The 15,416-nt window shown below is 65.3% G+C and carries 14 protein-coding genes and 1 pseudogene; 13 read left to right on the top strand and 2 right to left on the bottom strand.

The genetic code is table 11. The annotated features are described in order from the left end of the window. Window positions 1-18 precede the first annotated feature (18 nt). Window positions 19-360: an HPF/RaiA family ribosome-associated protein gene (locus tag ACQY39_RS05265; protein WP_428504073.1), complete on the bottom strand. Its 342-nt coding sequence runs from the start codon at window positions 358-360 to the stop codon at window positions 19-21. Between the two features lie 202 nt (window positions 361-562). Between ACQY39_RS05265 and ACQY39_RS05260 the strand changes: the two genes are divergently transcribed. The 5 genes from ACQY39_RS05260 to ACQY39_RS05240 all read left to right on the top strand — a co-directional run bounded on the left by ACQY39_RS05260 (window position 563) and on the right by ACQY39_RS05240 (window position 4,921). Continuing rightward, window positions 563-1,654, top strand: a complete 1,092-nt coding sequence (locus ACQY39_RS05260) for a DUF3616 domain-containing protein (RefSeq protein ID WP_428504071.1) — start codon at window positions 563-565, stop codon at window positions 1,652-1,654. A gap of 161 nt (window positions 1,655-1,815) precedes the next feature. Continuing rightward, window positions 1,816-2,292 (top strand): YqhA family protein, encoded by a 477-nt coding sequence (locus ACQY39_RS05255; RefSeq protein WP_263516339.1) that lies wholly within the window; start codon window positions 1,816-1,818, stop codon window positions 2,290-2,292. A 14-nt stretch (window positions 2,293-2,306) separates the two neighbouring features. Then, window positions 2,307-3,308: a diacylglycerol/lipid kinase family protein gene (locus ACQY39_RS05250; protein WP_428504069.1), complete on the top strand. Its 1,002-nt coding sequence runs from the start codon at window positions 2,307-2,309 to the stop codon at window positions 3,306-3,308. Beyond that, window positions 3,305-4,102, top strand: a complete 798-nt coding sequence (locus tag ACQY39_RS05245; protein WP_428504067.1) for a metallophosphoesterase family protein — start codon at window positions 3,305-3,307, stop codon at window positions 4,100-4,102. Before ACQY39_RS05250 ends, ACQY39_RS05245 begins: the two co-directional genes overlap by 4 nt. A gap of 384 nt (window positions 4,103-4,486) precedes the next feature. Continuing rightward, window positions 4,487-4,921, top strand: coding sequence for a TerB family tellurite resistance protein (locus tag ACQY39_RS05240; RefSeq protein WP_428504065.1), 435 nt, complete (start codon window positions 4,487-4,489; stop codon window positions 4,919-4,921). 27 nt (window positions 4,922-4,948) lie between these two features. On the opposite strand, the pseudogene ACQY39_RS05235 reads toward ACQY39_RS05240, so the two are convergent. After that, window positions 4,949-5,041: pseudogene (locus tag ACQY39_RS05235) on the bottom strand (LysR family transcriptional regulator); the annotation flags it as partial. A 214-nt stretch (window positions 5,042-5,255) separates the two neighbouring features. Here ACQY39_RS05235 and ACQY39_RS05230 point away from each other — a divergent pair. The 8 genes from ACQY39_RS05230 (at window position 5,256) to ACQY39_RS05195 (ending at window position 15,403) form a co-directional block, all read left to right on the top strand. Beyond that, complete coding sequence (locus ACQY39_RS05230; protein ID WP_428504063.1) at window positions 5,256-6,248, top strand: TerC family protein; 993 nt, start codon at window positions 5,256-5,258, stop codon at window positions 6,246-6,248. A 195-nt stretch (window positions 6,249-6,443) separates the two neighbouring features. After that, the gene (locus tag ACQY39_RS05225) at window positions 6,444-6,920 is read left to right on the top strand and encodes a CopD family protein (RefSeq protein WP_428504061.1); all 477 of its coding nucleotides are present in this window, start codon (window positions 6,444-6,446) and stop codon (window positions 6,918-6,920) included. 566 nt (window positions 6,921-7,486) lie between these two features. Then, window positions 7,487-9,157, top strand: a complete 1,671-nt coding sequence (locus tag ACQY39_RS05220) for an OFA family MFS transporter (RefSeq protein WP_428504059.1) — start codon at window positions 7,487-7,489, stop codon at window positions 9,155-9,157. Between the two features lie 152 nt (window positions 9,158-9,309). Beyond that, a complete protein-coding gene (locus tag ACQY39_RS05215) occupies window positions 9,310-9,762 on the top strand; it encodes a formate dehydrogenase subunit gamma (protein ID WP_428504057.1) in 453 nt (150 codons plus the stop codon). After that, on the top strand, window positions 9,762-11,327 hold the full coding sequence (locus ACQY39_RS05210; RefSeq protein ID WP_428504055.1) for a formate dehydrogenase beta subunit: 1,566 nt from the start codon (window positions 9,762-9,764) through the stop codon (window positions 11,325-11,327). Before ACQY39_RS05215 ends, ACQY39_RS05210 begins: the two co-directional genes overlap by 1 nt. 18 nt (window positions 11,328-11,345) lie before the next feature. Beyond that, complete coding sequence (gene fdhF, locus ACQY39_RS05205) at window positions 11,346-14,258, top strand: formate dehydrogenase subunit alpha (RefSeq protein ID WP_428504053.1); 2,913 nt, start codon at window positions 11,346-11,348, stop codon at window positions 14,256-14,258. Beyond that, complete coding sequence (fdhD, locus tag ACQY39_RS05200) at window positions 14,248-15,189, top strand: formate dehydrogenase accessory sulfurtransferase FdhD (RefSeq protein ID WP_428504051.1); 942 nt, start codon at window positions 14,248-14,250, stop codon at window positions 15,187-15,189. Before fdhF ends, fdhD begins: the two co-directional genes overlap by 11 nt. Continuing rightward, complete coding sequence (locus tag ACQY39_RS05195; protein ID WP_428504049.1) at window positions 15,179-15,403, top strand: formate dehydrogenase subunit delta; 225 nt, start codon at window positions 15,179-15,181, stop codon at window positions 15,401-15,403. Before fdhD ends, ACQY39_RS05195 begins: the two co-directional genes overlap by 11 nt. Window positions 15,404-15,416 lie beyond the last annotated feature (13 nt).

Here is a 15,416-nt window from a genome sequence, read left to right as displayed (position 1 = left end):
TCCTGGGCTCGTTCGGGTTCAGCGTTCGTAACTGATGAAGCGTTGGCGCATGTGGCGGGAATCAGCACCTCGGCCCCACAAGCGCATGAGGAAGCGCGCAGCGCGCGCCAGCGCTTTGTCCAGCGCCGTACGCCAGTCGCCAGCCACGGAAGCAACGACCACCGCCCCTGCACCATCGGTCCGCAGTTCAACCTGGCAGCGCTTGTCGACGCCGCCGTGCGGCCCGTTCACGTCCGACATATGCACCTCAGCACTAGGCACCAGCCAGCTCAGGCGTCGCAGCACGAAGCGCACGCGGCGTTCGGTCAAGTCGCGCAAGTCAGTGGCTTGCGGATGGCGGGACTTGAAGTGCACTTGCATCTCGGATCTCCATCTGTTGCAGGACGGAGTGAATGTGGGGCCCCTGGAGCTTCTGAAAAAGCAGGCTTTCAAGGACGCAAACATCGGATAAACCTGAACACAGCGTGGCGCTTCGGTCGCACACTTCGGGTTTTGGTGAATCCGGCCAGCGCGCTTTGCAGCACGCGAGCCTTCTGACCCGTCAACCTTTGAGAAGCACCCGATGCCCAACGCTCGAACCGCCAATGCCGTCCGTCTGGAGTTCGCTCCTGAATCCCTGGTTCAATCCAATCTGTCCGGCGCGGCCTTCACCGGCGACTGGCTCTGGGTGGCGGGCGATGAAGCCTGCGGCCTGGACCGCCTTCGCCGGCTCGACCCCGTGGGGCGCGAGGCCTTGCGCTTCGGCGAGGTGCGCGACTTCCCGCTCGCCGAACTGTTGGACCTGCCCGGCGCGCCCGGGGAAGAGGCCGACCTGGAAGGCATGGCCGTGGCCGACGGCTACCTCTGGGTGGTCGGCTCGCACGGCCTGAAGCGCAAGAACGCCAAACCGGAGCGGGACCATGCCGACAACGCCAAGCGACTGGCAAAGCTGGCGCTGGACGGCAACCGGCGCCTGCTGGCCTGCCTGCCTATCGAGTTCGACGCCAAGGGCGAGCCCTGCCTGGTGCGGCAGGCCCAGGACGGACGTCGGGCGCTGCGCCTGAAGGGCGATGCGCAAACCAACCTGCTCACGCGAGCGCTCGCCGATGACCCACACTTCGGCCCGTATATGGCGATCCCGGGCAAGGACAACGGCTTCGACATCGAAGGCCTGGCGGTGGACGGCCGCCGGCTGCTGCTCGGCCTGCGCGGCCCGGTACTGCGCGGCTGGTCGGCGCTGCTGGAGATCGCGGTCGAGGCCCGCGGTGAGCAACTGCGCCTGGCGCCCCTGGACGACAGCGGCACCCTGATCCGCAAGCACTTCCTGCAACTCGACGGCCTAGGTGTGCGGGACCTGCACTTCTCGGGCGAGGACCTCTACATCCTGGCCGGCCCGACCATGGTGCTGAACGGCGACATTCGCGTCTTCAAGTGGCCTGGCGCCCGGCCCTTGCTGGCTGCCAACCGCGAGCCGGTGCGCTTCGAGTCGGCATTGACCGAGTCGGTGCCGCTGCCACACGCACGCGGAACCAACCGCGCCGAGGCCATCTGCCAACTGCCGGCTGAACTATCCGGCAGCAGCAAGGCAAGCTGGCTCGTCCTGTACGACGCACCCGGCGCCGATCGCAAGGAAGGCGATCACACCGTCTTCGGTGACCTGCTGCGCCAGGTTTGAGATCTGCCGCCACAGTCTTACTCAGCTCACCCCCGGACCATCTAGATCGAGCAGCCACAGAAGCTGCGGTCAGATCGTTACTTGAATTCAGTATCAGCTCTATTTAAACGTTAGCAATAATGGAAAAACTACTCTCAGGGGTTGGTTCGATGCTCTACGGCATGCGATTCACCATGCTGTTCTTCTATGTGGGTCTGGTGGCGATCATCTTCGGCATCCTGGGCAAATTCCTGCTGGAGACCTACAAGCTGATGAGCACCTTGCTCTTTGGCGACCTTGAGAAGATCGACCTGATCATCAAGGTTCTTGAGCTGGTGGACATGACGATGGTGGCGCAGCTGGTCTGGGTGGTGGCGCTTGCTGGTGTGTCGCTGTTCGTGACCACGGGGCACTTCGACAAAAAGGACATGAAGAAGCCCGACTGGCTGGACCACGTCAACACCTACAACCTCAAGTTGAAGCTGGCCTTCGCCATCATCTCGATCTCAGGCGTGCATGCCTTGAAGACCTATCTGAGTGGCGACTTGAGCTTGGAGAATGTCCAGGTCATCACGATGGTGGCCGTCATCCACTTCACCTTCGTGCTCTCTGCCATCGGCATTTCCTTTGCAGAACGTTTGACGCGGGAGAAGACCTGAACGCATCAAAAGCCATGGCCGCGCTCCCCGAAATCGACCTCGCGTCACCGCTGCAGTTCGTCATCAATGCGGCAGCGGGCAGCAGCGATGCGCGGGCGAAGCGCGAGGTCGTCGAGGCCGCGCTGCAGGCAGGCGGACGGCGAGGTGACTTGCTGTTCTGCAGCCCTGCCGAGTTGAGCTGCGTGTCGCACCAGGCGGCGGCGAGGGCGATCGCCACCCGCACAGCCGTGGTCGCCATCGGTGGCGACGGCACACTCAACACCGTGGCGCAGGCTGCACACGCCGCGGGCTGCGCCATGGGCGTGGTGCCACAGGGCACGTTCAACTACTTTGCCCGCACGCACGGCATACCTGAGAACCCGGCCGATGCCGTCCGCCAGCTGCTGTGTTCGGTGCCAACGCCGGTTCAAGTGGCCGGCATCAACGAACGGGTGTTTCTTGTCAACACCAGCCTCGGGCTCTATCCCGACCTTCTGCAAGACCGGGAAGCCTTCAAGGCCCGCTTCGGTCGCAGCCGCTGGGTCGCTTTCTTGGCAGCCTGTGCGACTTTGCTGCGTGCGCAGCGCCGTTTGCGACTGCACATCGAGATGGGGGGCCAGGCGCGCGAGGTGCAAACCCTGACGCTCTTCGTGGGCAACAACCGCCTGCAGCTGCAGCAGTTCGGCGCGGAGCCCGATGACACCCTGGCGGGCACACCAGGCGACGGCAGCATGGCCGCGCTCGTGCTGCGGCCTATCGGAACACTGTCGATGCTCGGCCTGATGTTGCATGGCGCCATGGGCAGGCTGGGTGAAGCCGCAGGCGTGGAGCGCTTCGAGTTCGAGCACTTGGTGGTGCGGCCGACGCTGCCGCAAGGCCGCCGCGGGGTGAAGGTGGCCTTCGATGGCGAGGTGACCATGATGCGCGCGCCGCTCGACATCAGGGTGCTCACCAAGCCCCTCTATCTGCTGAAGCCAGCGCGCGACGCCGCCCTCATCATCGACGCACGGGCCTGTGCCGAAGGGACTGCGCCTTGAGTGTTCTGCTGCAGATTTCCGACACGCACTTTGGCACCGAGCAGGGCGCGGTCGTAGATGCCCTGGGCACGCTGGCCCAGCGGCAGCGTCCTGATGTTCTTGTGCTGTCGGGCGACATCACGCAGCGCGCTCGTCCGGCCCAGTTCCGCGCGGCACGCGCGTTCGTGGACCGCCTGGGGGCGCCGGTGCTGGCCGTACCAGGCAACCACGACATCCCGCTCTTCGATCTGTGGGCGCGGCTGCGCAAACCCTATGGACGGTACAGCGCCGCGTTCGGCACCGATCTCGAGCCGGTGCATCGCTCTGCGGAACTCCTGATCGTGGGCGTCAACACCACGCGACCATGGCGACACAAAGACGGTGAGCTGTCTGCGCTGCAGATCGACCGTGTGGCCCGACTTCTGAAACTGGCCGACCCTGGGCAGCTGCGCGTGGTCGTGGTGCACCAACCTATCGCCGTCACACGCGCCGAGGATGAGCTCAACAGACTGCGCGGGCATGCCGCCGCTCTGCAGCATTGGGCTGAAGCCGGCGCCGACCTCGTCATGGGCGGTCACATCCACCTCCCCTACGTCATGCCACTGCAAGGCCTGCTGCGTCCGCTATGGGTTGTGCAGGCGGGCACCGCCGTGTCGTCCAGAGTGCGCGATGGCTCACCCAACTCGGTGAACCTTCTGCGCTGGGGCGTGGATGCGGCGCCGGGGTGCTGCCGGATCGAGCAGTGGGACTACGAGGCCGACGACCAGGCCTTCCGGCTCGCCAAGATCAGCGAGGTGCGGCCAGACCGGTCATGAGTACGGCCTTGCGCCCGTCGCATCATGCTTCGGCGAGTTCGCATTTTCCTGAATTGGAGTCTCGGAAATGGTGGTTCTTCCGAACTTGGATTGGATGCATATTCCAGTCTTTCATCACCTCCGAGCTCATCACCATGAAACCTTCTCAGCGGTTTTCCTCCCTCATGCTTGGCCGGATCAGGCAGAGCCTTCACTTGCTGAAGGAGGAACTCAGACAGTGGGTGCCTCAGCCGGCGCCGGTGCTCGTGCCCATCCCGATCCAGGCCGCGCGTCGTACACGCCAGTTTGACCGGCGGCATCCCGCCCGAGGCGACTGAGCCCAGAACACAAAACACAGACCACAGCTTGTCAGCCCAAGCTTGGGTTCTTCAAGGGAGAGCCATCGTGCGCAGCTACCCCCGTAACAGCCCGGAAGCTGCAGCGCGCATCGTCGCGTTGGTGCTCATCTCCGACGGTCAGGTGTGCAGCTCCGAGTTCGAGATCCTCAAGAAGTTGGGCGCGGAGCGCGAACTCGGGCTGGATCCGCAGCTGCTGCCTCACATCGTTTACACCTTGTGTGAAGAGCTGCGGGCGGGTGGCTACGAGACCGACTCGCTCATCGGTCAGGTCGATAGCAGCGAGATGACGTCATTGATGGCCGAGATCTCCGATCCGGCGCTGCAAAGGACAGTGTTGCGTCTATCCCTGGCCGCGGCCCGAGCCGATGGCCACCTGGCCGATGGCGAAGCCAAGGTCGTGGAGGCCGCGCGGCACCATTGGAAGCTGATCGATGGAGAGGAGCCACTCTCCAAGAAGGCGGCCCGTGGCAAGGCTCGCTGATGGGGGGCGAGCTGTACGCGTTCAAGGGCGAGCCGCCTTGCCGCTGGCCGCTTCGCGCACCTCATCCGGGATGCCCTGGTCCAGCTGAAAGAACTCCTCGGCGCGCGCGAAGGCGTCCTGGGTGACGACACAGAAGTCACTGCGAAGACGGCCGCTCAGCATCTGCACTCCGATTCTGAAAAAACGAAGTTGAATTGCGCATCAGCGTGGTTTATTCGAATCGTATAGATCCCCACACTCCGACTCACCCGAACGCCGCGGCGAGCCCGATCATGTTCCACGCCCTCAGCGGCCTGTCGCTTGCCACCGTTGCTGCAATCCCTTGAGGTGAATCATGGACTTCCTGCCTCCCTTGCTCACAGCCGACTTCATGGGCACGCCCACCTGGGTCTGGCTTACCTTCGTCGGCATCGTCATCGCGTTGCTGGCCTTTGATCTGGGCGTCCTGCACAAGGACGACAAGGAGATCGGCGTTCGCGAGAGTCTGCTGCTGTCGGCCGGCTACATCAGCGTGGCGCTGCTGTTCGGTGCCTGGGTCTGGTGGTATCTGGGCGCACAGAGCGGCATGGACTACTACACCGGCTTCATGATCGAGAAGTCGCTGTCGATGGACAACGTCTTCGTCATCGCCCTGATCTTCAGCTTCTTCGCCATCCCGCGGCAGTACCAACACCGGGTGCTGTTCTGGGGCATCCTGGGCGTGATCTTGCTGCGCGCACTCATGATCGGCCTGGGGGCAACGCTGGTGAGCCAGTTCAGCTGGGTGCTCTACCTGTTCGGTGCCTTCCTGATCTTCACCGGCATCAAGATGTGGATCATTGCCGACCACATGCCCGACATCGCCAAGAACCCGCTGCTGAAATTCCTCAAGCGCCATGTACGCGTGACTGAGGGCTTGCGCGGCAATGCCTTCTGGGTGCGCGAGACCGACACCAAGACAGGCAAGCTGGAACGCTTCGCGACACCGCTGTTCCTGGCGCTTGTGCTGGTGGAGTTCGTCGATCTGATCTTCGCGGTTGATTCGGTGCCGGCCATCTTCGCGATCACCACCGACCCCTTCATCGTCTACACCAGCAATATCTTCGCGATCCTGGGCCTGCGCGCGCTCTACTTCGCACTTGCAGCGATGATCCACCGCTTCAAGTACCTGAAGTACGCGCTGGCCCTGGTGCTGGTGTTCATCGGCAGCAAGATCTTCCTGGTCGGCGTCATCGGCAAGATCCCGGCGGTGATCTCGCTCAGCGTGACCTTCGGCCTGATCGCCGGTGGTGTCCTGGTGTCGCTGTGGAAGACGCGCGGGCAGCCCGCGGTCGCCGAGTCCACATGACGCTGCCGAACGTGCAGCAGCCTCGCGACGCGATGGCGCAAACCCACGGCACTGAGGCGCACGACCTTGCAGCTGCTGGCCGTGCCCCTGCCTGCCACAAGGGGCGGCCGGGCTCGACTTGCTGCGCCACTGGGCCCTGCGGGTATGGGGCAGCTTGGCTTCTGGACTGGTTTTGAACTTGAATGGGACTGATCGATGATTTACGCGACTCTCAAGACTTTGCACCTGCTGTCCATCGTCGTTTGGATCGGTGGCATGGTGTTTGCACACTTCTTCCTCCGACCGGCGGTCGCTCAACTGGAAGCACCGCTGCGGCTGCGGCTGATGCACGATGTGCTCGGGCGCTTCTTCCAAGCGGTGCTGGTGGCCTCGCTGCTGACTCTGGCCAGCGGCGTGTGGATGCTGGGTCGTGTGGCCAAGCAAGTAGTGCAGTCGGGGGGCAACTTCGAGATGCCGCTGGCCTGGACCGTCATGGCGGTGCTGGGCGTCGTCATGGTGGCGATCTTCATGCACATCCGCTTCGCGCTTTACAAGAGGTTCAGCCGGGCTGTAGCCGTGTCTGAGTGGGCCGCGGCTGGCGCGGCCCTGGCGCAGATTCGCACCTGGGTGTCGGTCAACCTCGGCCTGGGTGTCCTGGTGGTGCTCGTGGCGCTGATGCGCTGGTCGACTTGATTCCGGAGCCGGCAGACCATTTCCCTGCGTCGCAGATGGCACCGATACGGTCAGCCGATCATGCTGCCCGACCGAGCATGAACACGGCGATGGCATCCATGGACGACGTCTTTGAAGACGGCGGCCAGTAGGTGCCAGGTTAGCGCCAGGTTGGCGCCACTCAGAGAGTGAGCACCGAGAGGCCATAGTTCGGCGCCGTCGACGGGTTTCAGGTCCGCGAACGCCCATGCGCCCTGGGCTCACGGTAGCTGCAGCCCTTGGGGCCGCTCATTCGCCACAGGAATGACCGATCTTCTACTGGAGTACCGGCTCGTCTGGGTCTTTTCTCATTTCTAGACCTGTGTTCTGAACAGCGGCAACGCAAGGAGGAACAGGCTGATGATCTTCAAATGGTCTGGCAAGTCGCGGCAAGCCAGGGCCTTGCCCGGGCAAACCCTGATTTTCCAAACTGATCGCCCCATTCCCCGAATCAATTGGACGGCCGGCGGCCGGGCGGCGAACACTCCGCCTGCACCGACGAGTGCATAACCAAAAAAGATTCGGAGACAAGACCTATGTCCACTGTGATGACAGGCGCGCCTGACCGCCTGAGCGGGGCCGAACCCGGCTTCCTCGACAAAGAGCGAATCATTGCCGCCCCCGGCTTCAACCGCTGGCTGGTGCCGCCGGCCGCCCTGGCCATTCATCTGTGCATCGGCATGGCCTATGGTTTCTCGGTGTTCTGGCTGCCGCTGTCCAAGGCGCTGGGCATCAAGGAGGCGATCAAGTGCGGGCCCGATGTGGGCTTCTTCCAGGAGCTGTTCGCCAGCGGCTGCGACTGGAAGATCTCCACCCTGGGCTGGATGTACACCTTGTTCTTCGTGCTGCTGGGCAGCTCGGCCGCCATCTGGGGCGGCTGGCTGGAGCGGGCCGGCCCGCGCAAGGCCGGCGTGGTCAGCGCCGTGTGCTGGTGCGGCGGCATGCTGATCTCGGCCTTGGGCGTGCACCTGCATCAGTTCTGGTTGATGCTGCTGGGCTCAGGTGTGATCGGTGGCATCGGGCTGGGGCTGGGCTATATCTCGCCGGTGTCGACCCTGATCAAGTGGTTCCCCGACCGCCGTGGCATGGCCACGGGCATGGCCATCATGGGCTTCGGCGGCGGCGCCATGATCGGCTCGCCGTTGGCGGCCGAGCTGATGAAGCAGTTCGCCACCCCCACCGATGTGGGCGTGGCGCAAACCTTCGTCGTGATGGCCCTGGTGTACTTTGTCTTCATGATGGGCGGCGCGCTGTCTTACCGCGTGCCGGCCTCGGGCTGGAAGCCGGAAGGCTGGACGCCGCCCAAGGCGCAGGCCAGCAACACCATGATCACGCAGAACCATGTGCATGTGAAAAAGGTCTGGGGCATTCCGCAGTTCTGGCTGATCTGGATGGTGCTGTGCATGAATGTGTCGGCCGGCATCGGCGTGATCGGCATGGCCAGCCCCATGCTGCAGGAGGTCTTCGGCGGCAGCCTGATCGGCCTGAGCGGTGAGGCGGCCAAGTTCGGCAATCTCGACAAGACGCAGCTGACGGCCATCGCCGGCGTGGCGGCGGGCTTTGCGGCGCTGATCAGCCTGTTCAACATCGGCGGCCGCTTCTTCTGGGCCAGCCTGTCGGACAAGCTGGGCCGCAAGATGACCTATGTCGTCTTCTTCGTGCTCGGCGGCCTGATGTACGCCAGCATCCCCGGCAGCGCCATGGCCGGCAACAAGCTGCTCTTCGTGGGCGCGATCTGCATCATCCTGAGCATGTACGGCGGCGGCTTTGCCACGGTGCCGGCCTATCTGGCCGACCTCTTCGGCACGCAGATGGTGGGAGCCATCCACGGCCGGCTGCTGACCGCCTGGGCCACCGCCGGCGTGCTGGGCCCCATCGTCGTGAACTACATGCGCGACTACCAACTGGGCCTGGGCATTCCGCGCGAACAGGTCTACAACCAGACCATGTACATCCTGGTGGGCATGCTGGTGATCGGCCTGATCTGCAATCTGCTGGTGCGGCCGCTGGACCCAAAGCATTTCATGACTGCGGCGGAGCTGGCCGAGGAAAAGCGCCTGGCGCATGACCGCGCTGTCGCCTCCGAGCTGGGCAATGTCACCATGACACACCACCAGAGCAGCATCGCTCTGGTGCTGCTGGCCTGGGCTGCGGTGGGCATTCCGCTGGCCTGGGGTGTGTACCGCACGGGCCTGAGCGTCACCAAGTTCTTCAACTGAAGGCTGGCACGTATGAACTCAAGCGAGACGAGCCCGGCATGACAAGCAGCCGACCCAGCCGGGTCGGCTTAAGCTCTGCGGCGGGCTCGCTCTCTTGCTCTCTCTCAGTCTGTTTTGCTCTTGTTGTCTTCGCTTTACCCCACAATTTCCCCATGGACGAATCAATACACGAACTGCTGGCCGCGCACCCGGCCCGAGACGGCGCCCTGCTACCCCTGCTGCATGCCGTGCAGGAGGCCCTGGGCCATGTGCCGCCGGCCGCCGTGCCCCTGATTGCCGAGCACCTGAGCTTGTCCCGGGCCGAGGTCCATGGGGTGATCAGTTACTACCACTTCTTCCGCAGCTCAGCCCCGGGCAAGCAGGTGCTGCAAGTCTGCCGCGCCGAAGCCTGCCAGGCCCGCGGCGCCGAAGCGCTGCTGGCCCATGCCGAAACACGCCTGGGCTGCGCCTCGCACCACACGCGCGCCGATGGCGCGGTGACGCTGGAGCCGGTCTACTGCCTGGGCCTGTGCGCCTCAGCACCGGCCCTGCAGATCAACGAACGCCTGCATGCCCGCATGACGCCGGCCAAGCTCGACGCCCTGCTGGCCAAGGAGGGTCTGTGATGACGAGCTCAATCGTGAAAGTGTTTGTGCCGCGCGACTCCGCCGCGCTGGCGGTGGGCGCCGACGAGGTGGCCGAAGCCCTGCGACACGAGTGCCAATGCCGCGGCCTGAACGTCGAGCTGGTGCGCAATGGCTCGCGCGGCCTGTTCTGGCTGGAGACCCTGGTCGAGGTGCAGACGCCGCAAGGCCGCATCGCCTACGGCCCGGTCGAGGCCGCCGATGTACCGGGCCTGCTCGATGCCGGCCTGCTGCAGGGCGGCGAACACCCGCTGCGCCAGGGCGTGACCGAGCAGATCCCCTTCCTGGCGCTGCAAGAGCGATTGACCTTCCGCCGCGTCGGCGTGATCGACCCGCTCTCGCTGGCCGACTACGAAGCCCACGAAGGCTGGGCCGGCCTGCGCCGGGCGCTCAGCCTGGACAGCAGCGCCATCATCCAGGAGATGCTGCACTCGGGCCTGCGCGGTCGCGGCGGCGCGGCCTTTCCGGCCGGCATCAAATGGAAGACGGTGCGTGAAGCCAAGGCCGACCAAAAGTACATCGTTTGCAACGCCGACGAAGGCGACTCGGGCACCTACTCCGACCGCATGACCATGGAGGGCGATCCCTTCATGCTGATCGAGGGCATGACCATCGCCGCGCTGGCGGTGGGCGCCACCGACGGCTACATCTACATCCGCTCCGAGTACCCGCATGCCATCGCGACAATGAACGAGGCCATCGCCCGCGCCACCGCGGCCGGCTTCCTCGGCGACAGCGTCTGCGGCAGCGGCCAGGCCTTCCATTTGGAAGTGCGCAAGGCGGCGGGCAGTTATGTTTGCGGCGAAGAAACCGCCATGCTGGAGAGCATCGAAGGCAAGCGCGGCGTGGTGCGCGCCAAGCCGCCGCTGCCGGCGCTCTCGGGCCTGTTCGGCCAGCCGACGGTCATCAACAACGTCATCACCTTTGCCAGCGCGCCCATCATCCTGGCGCGCGGTGCCCAGGCCTACCGTGACTTTGGCGTGGGCCGCTCGCATGGCACCCTGCCCTTCCAGCTGGCCGGCAATATCAAACATGGCGGCCTGGTCGAAAAAGCCTTCGGCCTGACGCTGCGCGAGCTGCTCTACGGCTTCGGTGGCGGCACGGCCAGCGGCCGGCCGATCAAGGCGGTGCAGGTCGGCGGCCCGCTGGGTGCTTACGTGCCCGAGTCGCAATGGGATGTGCCGCTGGACTATGAGGCCTACGCGGCCATGGGCGCCGTGGTCGGCCACGGCGGCATCGTCGTGCACGACGACACGGCCGACCTGTCCCAGCTGGCCCGCTACGCCATGGAGTTCTGCGCCATCGAGTCCTGCGGCAAGTGCACGCCCTGCCGCATCGGCTCGACCCGCGGCGTGGAAGTGATCGACCGCATCCGCAGCAACCAGAACCGCGCCGAGCAGGTGATCCTGCTGCGCGACCTCTGCGACACCATGACCCACGGTTCACTCTGCGCCATGGGCGGCATGACGCCGTTCCCGGTGCTCTCGGCGCTGAACCACTACCCGCAGGACTTCGGTCTTGCCGCGCCCGACCAGGCCGCGGCCTGAGCCCAGGAGCAAATCACCATGTTGGATCATCTCAAGCAAGACATCGACCACGGCACCCCGCGCCGGGAATCGACCGAGGAAGTGACGCTGGAAATCGACGGCTTCCCGGTCACCGTGCCCAAGGGCACCTCGCTGATGCGCGCCGCTGTGGACGCCGGCATCAAGGTGCCCAAGCTCTGCGCCACCGACAGCCTGGAGCCTTTTGGCTCCTGCCGGCTCTGCCTGGTGGAGGTGGAGGGCCGCAAGGGCTTCCCGGCCAGCTGCACCACGCCGGCCGAGGCTGGCATGAAGGTCAAGACCCAGACGCCTAAGCTGCAAGACCTGCGCAAGGGCGTGATGGAGCTCTACATCTCCGACCACCCGCTGGACTGCCTGACCTGCTCGGCCAATGGCAATTGCGAGCTGCAGGACATGGCCGGCGTGACGGGCCTGCGCAATGTGCGCTATGGCGTGGGAGCCGCGGCCGGCGCTCACCATTGCGACTCGAAGAAGGACGAGTCCAACCCCTACTTCACCTACGACCCGAGCAAGTGCATCGTCTGCAACCGCTGCGTGCGCGCCTGCGAAGAGACGCAAGGCACCTTTGCGCTGACCATCTCGGGCCGCGGCTTTGAGTCGCGCGTGTCGCCGGGCCAGGACCAGCCCTTTATGGAATCGGAATGCGTGAGCTGCGGCGCCTGCGTGGAAGCCTGCCCCACGGCCACGCTGCAAGAAAAATCGGTCATCTGGCTGGGTCAGCCCGAGCACAGCGTCATCACCACCTGCGCCTACTGCGGCGTGGGCTGCGGCTTCAAGGCCGAGATGAAGGGCACGCAGGTCGTGCGCATGGTGCCCTGGAAGGACGGCAAGGCCAACGAGGGCCACAGCTGCGTCAAGGGCCGCTTTGCCTGGGGCTATGCCACCCACCAGGACCGCATCACCAAGCCCATGATTCGCGCCAGCATCCAGGACCCCTGGCAAGAGGTCAGCTGGGAGGTGGCGCTGAACCACGCGGCCAGCGAGTTCCGCCGCATCCAGGCGAAGCATGGCAAGGATTCGATCGGCGGCATCACCTCCTCGCGCTGCACCAACGAAGAAACCTACCTGGTGCAAAAGCTGATCCGCGCGGCTTTCGGCAACAACAACGTCGACACCTGCGCCCGTGTCTGCCACTCGCCCACCGGCTACGGCCTGGGCCAAACCCTGGGCACCTCGGCCGGCACGCAGACCTTCAAGTCGGTGGAGAAGGCCGATGTGATCATGGTCATCGGCGCCAACCCGAGCGAGGCGCACCCGGTGTTCGCCTCGCGCATGAAGCGCCGCCTGCGCGAGGGTGCCAAGCTCATCGTCGTGGACCCGCGCCGCATCGACCTGGTCAAGTCGCCCCACATCCAGGCGGCCCACCATCTGCAGCTCAAGCCCGGCACCAATGTGGCGGTGATCACCGCCCTGGCCCATGTCATCATCACCGAGGGCCTGGTCAATGAAGCCTATGTGGCCGAACGCTGCGACCCGAAGAGCTTCAATCAGTGGCGCGAGTTCGTGGCCCGGCCCGAGAACTCGCCCGAGGCGCTGGAGGCAGCCAGCGGCGTGCCAGCGGCCGAGCTGCGCGGCGCGGCACGGCTGTACGCGACAGGCGCGAGCGATGGAACGGCCGCCGTCACGCGTCGGCCGAATGCCGCCATCTACTACGGCCTGGGCGTCACCGAGCACAGCCAGGGCTCGACCATGGTGATGGGCATTGCCAACCTGGCCATGGCCACCGGCAATGTCGGCCGCGAAGGCGTGGGCGTGAACCCGCTGCGCGGCCAGAACAATGTGCAGGGCAGTTGCGATATGGGCAGCTTCCCGCATGAGCTGCCGGGCTACCGCCATGTGTCGGACAGCACCGTGCGCGCGCAGTTCGAAGCGGCCTGGGGCGTGAGCATCAACCCCGAGCCGGGCCTGCGCATCCCGAATATGTTCGACGCGGCGCTCTCGGGCAGCTTCAAGGGCCTGTACTGCGAGGGCGAGGACATCGTGCAGTCCGACCCCAATACGAAACACGTGGCCGCGGCCATGATGGCCATGGAATGCGTGGTGGTGCAGGACATCTTCCTGAACGAAACCGCCAAGTACGCCCATGTCTTCCTGCCCGGATCAAGCTTCCTGGAAAAGGACGGCACCTTCACCAATGCCGAGCGCCGCATCAGCCGCGTGCGCAAGGTCATGCCGCCGCTGGCCGGCTATGCCGATTGGGAGGTGACGCAGAAGCTGGCCCAGGCCCTGGGCTATCCGATGGATTACAAGAATCCCGAGGAGATCATGGCCGAGATCGCCGCGCTAACCCCAACCTTCGCCGGCGTCAGCTACGAGAAGATCGAACGCCTGGGCAGCGTGCAATGGCCTTGCAACGAGCACACCGAGGAGGCCGGCACGCCCATCATGCACGTGGACAAATTCGTGCGCGGCAAGGGCCGCTTCATCATCACCCAGTACGTGCCCACCGATGAAAAGGTGACGCGCAAGTTCCCGCTGCTGCTGACCACCGGCCGCATCCTGAGCCAGTACAACGTGGGCGCGCAGACCCGGCGCACGCCCAACAACCAGTGGCACAGCGAGGACCGCCTGGAAATCCATCCGCATGACGCCGAAGAACGCGGCATCAAGGACGACGACTGGGTGGGCATCGCCAGCCGCGCCGGCGACACCGTGCTGCGCGCCACCGTCACCGAGCGGGTGCAGCCGGGTGTGGTCTACACCACCTTCCACTTCCCGGAGTCCGGTGCCAACGTCATCACCACCGACAACTCCGACTGGGCCACCAACTGCCCCGAGTACAAGGTGACCGCCGTGCAGGTGATGCCGGTGCAGCAGCCCTCGGAGTGGCAGCGCGAGTACAGCCGCTTCAACCAGGCCCAGCAAGACGCGCTGCAACAAGCCCGCCAGCCCGAGGGCGCCCATGGCAAGTGAGCGCAACGGCAAACCGGCAGCCCCGGCCCCGGCCCCAGCGCTAAGCGCCGGGGCGGGCGCGGCACGGCCCACGTTCTGCGAGGGCGCACGCGTGCTGCCCGTGCAGGGCGTGCGCGCGGGCGCGGCCTTTGCGGTGGACGACTGGGTGGCCGAGGAAGTGCCCGTGGCCCTGGAGTACAACGGCATCTCGCATGCAGTGATGCTGGCCACGCCGCTGGACCTGGAAGAGTTCGCGCTCGGCTTTTCGCTCAGCGAAGGCATCCTGAGCACGCCACACGAATTGTTCAGCGTCGAGGAGGAAGTCAGCGAGCAAGGCATCACCTTGCACCTGCGCATCGCCGGCGAGGCCTTCGCCCGCTTGAAAGACCGCCGCCGCTCGATGACCGGCCGCACCGGCTGCGGGCTCTGCGGCACCGAAAGCCTGGCCCAGGTGGCGCGCCATCTGCCGGAGCTGGCCGCGCCAGGCCAGGGCCGGCTGTTCAGCCGTGCGGCAATAGCCCGGGCCATGGGCCAGTTCGTTGAGCACCAGACCTTGCAGCAGGCCACCGGCGCCGTCCACGCAGCCGCCTGGTGCTCGGCCGAGGGCGAGGTGAAATGGCTGCGCGAAGACGTCGGCCGCCATAACGCCCTGGACAAGCTGACCGGCGCCCTGGCCCGGCATGAGGTGAAAGCCGGCGAAGGCTTCATCGCCGTCACCAGCCGCGCCAGCTTCGAAATGGTGCAGAAGACCGCCAGCGCCGGCGTGCCCCTGCTCGCGGCCGTGTCCGCCCCCACCTCTTTCGCCGTGGCCACCGCCGCGCGTGCCAATATGACCCTGGTCGGCTTCGCACGCCGCCAGGACCTGGTCGTCTACTGCCACCCCGAGCGGCTGGACCTCCAAGACCCCGAACCCGAACCCGACCCCAACTTCAAGCCCACCCATGGACATTGAAAAACTCGTCCGCATGGCCAACCAGATCGGCACCTTTTTCCAGGCTATGCCCGACCACGCCGAAGCCCTGGACGGCATCGCCGGCCATATTCAGAAGTTTTGGGAGCCGCGCATGCGGCGCGAATTCCTCGGTGCCATTGACGGCGGCCAAGCCGATGCGCTGATGCCCCTGGTGCGCGAGGCGGTGGCGCTGCGGCGGTCGAGCTGGGGGTGATTCAGGGGTGAGG

Origin of the sequence: Roseateles sp. (genome assembly GCF_965262435.1) — a bacterium.
Classification (GTDB): domain Bacteria; phylum Pseudomonadota; class Gammaproteobacteria; order Burkholderiales; family Burkholderiaceae_C; genus Paucibacter_A.
The sequence above is the reverse complement of the archived record's forward strand: the minus strand, read 5'-3'. Positions and strand labels throughout refer to the sequence as shown.

What these genes read in the sequence shown, in the direction of transcription:
- ACQY39_RS05230 (WP_428504063.1), top strand. Translation starts at nt 5,256, where the DNA reads ATGGACTTCCTGCCTCCCTTGCTCACAGCCGACTTCATGGGCACGCCC.
- ACQY39_RS05220 (WP_428504059.1), top strand. Translation starts at nt 7,487, where the DNA reads ATGACAGGCGCGCCTGACCGCCTGAGCGGGGCCGAACCCGGCTTCCTC.
- ACQY39_RS05210 (WP_428504055.1), top strand. Translation starts at nt 9,762, where the DNA reads ATGACGAGCTCAATCGTGAAAGTGTTTGTGCCGCGCGACTCCGCCGCG.
- fdhD (WP_428504051.1), top strand. Translation starts at nt 14,248, where the DNA reads ATGGCAAGTGAGCGCAACGGCAAACCGGCAGCCCCGGCCCCGGCCCCA.
- ACQY39_RS05215 (WP_428504057.1), top strand. Translation starts at nt 9,310, where the DNA reads ATGGACGAATCAATACACGAACTGCTGGCCGCGCACCCGGCCCGAGAC.
- ACQY39_RS05195 (WP_428504049.1), top strand. Translation starts at nt 15,179, where the DNA reads ATGGACATTGAAAAACTCGTCCGCATGGCCAACCAGATCGGCACCTTT.
- ACQY39_RS05265 (WP_428504073.1), bottom strand. Translation starts at nt 360, where the DNA reads ATGCAAGTGCACTTCAAGTCCCGCCATCCGCAAGCCACTGACTTGCGC.
- fdhF (WP_428504053.1), top strand. Translation starts at nt 11,346, where the DNA reads ATGTTGGATCATCTCAAGCAAGACATCGACCACGGCACCCCGCGCCGG.
- ACQY39_RS05255 (WP_263516339.1), top strand. Translation starts at nt 1,816, where the DNA reads ATGCGATTCACCATGCTGTTCTTCTATGTGGGTCTGGTGGCGATCATC.
- ACQY39_RS05225 (WP_428504061.1), top strand. Translation starts at nt 6,444, where the DNA reads ATGATTTACGCGACTCTCAAGACTTTGCACCTGCTGTCCATCGTCGTT.
- ACQY39_RS05260 (WP_428504071.1), top strand. Translation starts at nt 563, where the DNA reads ATGCCCAACGCTCGAACCGCCAATGCCGTCCGTCTGGAGTTCGCTCCT.
- ACQY39_RS05250 (WP_428504069.1), top strand. Translation starts at nt 2,307, where the DNA reads ATGGCCGCGCTCCCCGAAATCGACCTCGCGTCACCGCTGCAGTTCGTC.